We start from the raw sequence: 3217 nt of genomic DNA, 5'->3' as shown, positions 1-3217 counted from the left end.
CCAAGCAGTACCACTATTTTCGGATCTATAATATTAAGCTGTTTATATAAATGCTCCCGGAATTCACTCTCGGCCCGGTATAAGGCCAGGATCTTCTGCGGCGGGATAGCCTTTGCATACAATTTTCTGTACTTCTTTTTTAGCTCCAGCATTTTACTTTCATAAACAAGCTCGGCATTGATTGTTTCATCAGGATCAGAGTTTTTGTTATACCGGGCCTCTCTTCTTTTCTTCAGTAATTCCAAAAATTCCTTTGTATAATTGTTGTATATCGGCCAGAATTTTTGCGCTTCATCGCTTGTTAGGTCAAGCTTGCTGGTTATAAAAGCCACTTTAATAGATTCGATCTGTTCGGATCGTCCCCAGTTTTTTTGTGCAAATGATGGTAAAGTAAATGCCAGGCACATCACAAAAACCCACAATCCCCTCTTTACTTGTCCGTTCATAATGTTGTGCTGTTGATATACTGCTCTAATTCATCAGCTGAAACATCCGGAGTGACCTGATCCAGCCCATCAGGATTAAGAGTCTCAATAATAAATGGTGTATCTCCGGCAGTACTGTGCGCCTGCAGATAATTAATAATCTCCTCATCCGGAACTTCGGAAAGCTGTTCGTTGAAATTCTGTGAATCGGAGTTGAAATAAATTCCGGTTGCAATCATAACAGTTATACACGCTGCAGCAGCGTAGCTCACCCATGACGTCAACAGCCTGCCAACCGGTGTCTTTCTTTTTGCCGATTCTTCAATCCTTGTGTTTATGCGTTCTGTAAGTCCGGCAAAATATCCTTCCGGCAAAGTAAATCCTTCAGAAGGCGCCAGCGCTTTGAGATTTCCAACCGCCACACTTTCCTCTATCCGCGACGAAAGATTCTCAAAATAATTATGAGGCACTCTAAATCCATCCTTATCGTCAACACGCATTGATTCAATAAGCAGCCTGGAGTTCAGATTACCGGAAAGATCTTCAAAATACCCCGCGGGTACAGTGAAAGGAATCGCTTTCCCTATCGCAGCAAGAGTTGGCGCATCTTTCTGCCAATCTATATCTCTATCATTTAATTCCATATTCCTTTGATACCCTGTGTATAAAAAGGTTTAATCAGTATTCAATAAATAACCTTCGATCTTCTTCACGGCGATGTGAAAAGAGGCTTTGAGTCCTCCAACTGTAGTTCCCAGTATTTCTGAGATCTCTTCATATTTCAGATCGTCATAATATTTCATATTAAAAACAAGACGCTGTTTTTCAGGAAGTGTCAAAAGGGCCTTCTGAAGTTTCATTTGAGCCTTATCCCCATCAAAATAGGCACTGTCTGCCAAAGTCTCTGCAAGTTCATAACCTGCAATTTCGTCGAGTGAAATATTATTCTTTTGTTTCTTACGGTTCAGGAAAGTAATACTCTCATTTGTCGCTATGCGATATAGCCACGTGTAAAGCTGAGAATCACTGCGGAAGTTGGAAAGGCTTTTCCAAACTTTAATAAAAACTTCCTGAACGAGGTCATCAGTATCATCATGATCGATGACCAGCCTGCGGATATGCCAGTATATCTTTTGCTGGTATTTTTTCAGAAGCAGATTAAAAGCCTCAGTGCGAGTGCTTTCGAGGGCAAACTTTTCAAGAATTTCTGAATCTTCTACCTGCATTCGTTGTTATCGGCTATTGTGATCTGTAATCGGTAGTCAGTAATCGGTGCATACGAAAATTTGTGATCGGTAATCGTTACTCATTGCATACGGCACGGACGGTGGGCACTGATTACCGATTACTGATTACTGATTACTTTTTCTCCATCTGCGGATTACCGACAACTACTTCCTCTTCAACACCCTCTGCACTGCTTTTATTATATCCTCAGTGTCTAATCCGTATTTCTTCATTAATTGATCAGGCGTGCCGCTTTCTCCGAAGCTGTCGTTAACCGCAACATATTCCTGTGGCACAGGATTGTTTCTGGTCAATACCTGAGCAATGCTGTCTCCCAATCCGCCATAGCGATTATGTTCCTCAGCGGTAACAACGCATCCCGTCTTCGCCACCGATTTTAAGACTGCAGCCTCATCCAATGGTTTAATAGTATGGATATTAATTATCTCTGCATTTATACCTATTTCGGCAAGTTTTTCACCTGCTTCGATAGCCTTCCAAACTAAATGTCCGGTTGCAAAGATGGAAACATCGGTACCTTCATTAACCATCCAGGCTTTTCCTATCTCAAACTTTTGATCAGCATCTGTGAAAACAGGAACTACCGGGCGCCCGAAACGTAAGTATACCGGGCCGTGATGTTCGGCGATTGCCATCGTTGCTGCTTTAGTCTGATTGTAATCGCATGGGTTTATTACAGTCATGCCCGGAAGCATTTTCATCATACCAATGTCCTCAAGGATCTGATGCGTCGCACCGTCTTCTCCAAGGGTTAAGCCTGCATGAGAGGCACAGATCTTCACGTTTTTGTCAGAATAAGCAATTGACTGCCTGATCTGATCATACACCCTGCCGGTTGAGAAGTTTGCGAAGGTTCCTGTAAAAGGAATTTTTCCGCCAATGGTCAATCCTGCAGCAATCCCCATCATGTTTGCTTCTGCGATGCCTATCTGAAAAAAGCGTTCAGGGAATTCTTTGATAAATGCATCCATTTTCAATGACCCTATTAGATCCGCGCACAAAGCCACTACCTGGTCATTCTTTTTACCAGCTTCCAATAAGCCGGCTCCGAAGCCAGAACGGGTGTCTTTTTTCTCAGTGTATGTGTATTTCTTCATATTAAAATCTGTATTCAGGTGCTTTTAGCTTAATGCTTTAAGCCTTAAGCTCAAAGTTGGTATGCATTTCGTTATTTAAGACTTTTAGTAATCACCGTGGGTCTCTTCAACCTGGGCCAGAGCAAGGGCCAGCTGCTCGTCGTTAGGAGCTACACCATGCCATTTGTGTGAATGCATCATAAAATCAATGCCATTACCCATCATTGTCTGCATAAGTATCATGATGGGCTTGCCTTTACAAGTTTTTGAAACAGCGAGGTTAAGCACGCGCACAACATCAGTCATATCGTTGCCGTTCATATCGAGAACATCCCACCCAAATGCTTCCCATTTCGCTCTCAAATTACCGAGAGAAAGGACATTTTCAGTAGAGCCGTCGATCTGCTGTCCGTTAACATCAATCGCTGAGATCAGGTTATCAACCTTGTTATGGCTCGCATACATTGC

General features: G+C 42.6%; 4 protein-coding genes and 1 pseudogene. All 5 read right to left on the bottom strand.

The window, feature by feature from the left end; all coding sequences use genetic code 11:
* Nucleotides 1–446, bottom strand: a 446-nt coding sequence (locus tag WKF69_RS16655; protein ID WP_340383354.1) for a hypothetical protein, incomplete at its 3' end; no start/stop codon positions are given.
* On the bottom strand, nucleotides 443–1069 hold the full coding sequence (locus tag WKF69_RS16650) for a hypothetical protein (protein WP_340383353.1): 627 nt from the start codon (nucleotides 1067–1069) through the stop codon (nucleotides 443–445). The genes WKF69_RS16655 and WKF69_RS16650, both read right to left, overlap by 4 nt.
* 30 nt (nucleotides 1070–1099) lie before the next feature.
* Complete coding sequence (locus tag WKF69_RS16645; RefSeq protein ID WP_340383352.1) at nucleotides 1100–1651, bottom strand: sigma-70 family RNA polymerase sigma factor; 552 nt, start codon at nucleotides 1649–1651, stop codon at nucleotides 1100–1102.
* A gap of 165 nt (nucleotides 1652–1816) precedes the next feature.
* Entirely contained in the window at nucleotides 1817–2770 is a 954-nt protein-coding gene (locus WKF69_RS16640) for a transketolase family protein (RefSeq protein ID WP_340383351.1), read from the bottom strand.
* 84 nt (nucleotides 2771–2854) lie between these two features.
* Nucleotides 2855–3217: pseudogene (locus tag WKF69_RS16635) on the bottom strand (transketolase); the annotation flags it as partial.

Origin of the sequence: Daejeonella sp., assembly GCF_037719425.1 — a bacterium.
Lineage (GTDB): Bacteria > Bacteroidota > Bacteroidia > Sphingobacteriales > Sphingobacteriaceae > Daejeonella.
Note: the sequence above shows the minus strand (reverse complement) of the source record. Positions and strands in the feature narration are given on the sequence as shown.

What these genes read in the sequence shown, in the direction of transcription:
- WKF69_RS16650 (WP_340383353.1), bottom strand. Translation starts at nt 1,069, where the DNA reads ATGGAATTAAATGATAGAGATATAGATTGGCAGAAAGATGCGCCAACT.
- WKF69_RS16640 (WP_340383351.1), bottom strand. Translation starts at nt 2,770, where the DNA reads ATGAAGAAATACACATACACTGAGAAAAAAGACACCCGTTCTGGCTTC.
- WKF69_RS16645 (WP_340383352.1), bottom strand. Translation starts at nt 1,651, where the DNA reads ATGCAGGTAGAAGATTCAGAAATTCTTGAAAAGTTTGCCCTCGAAAGC.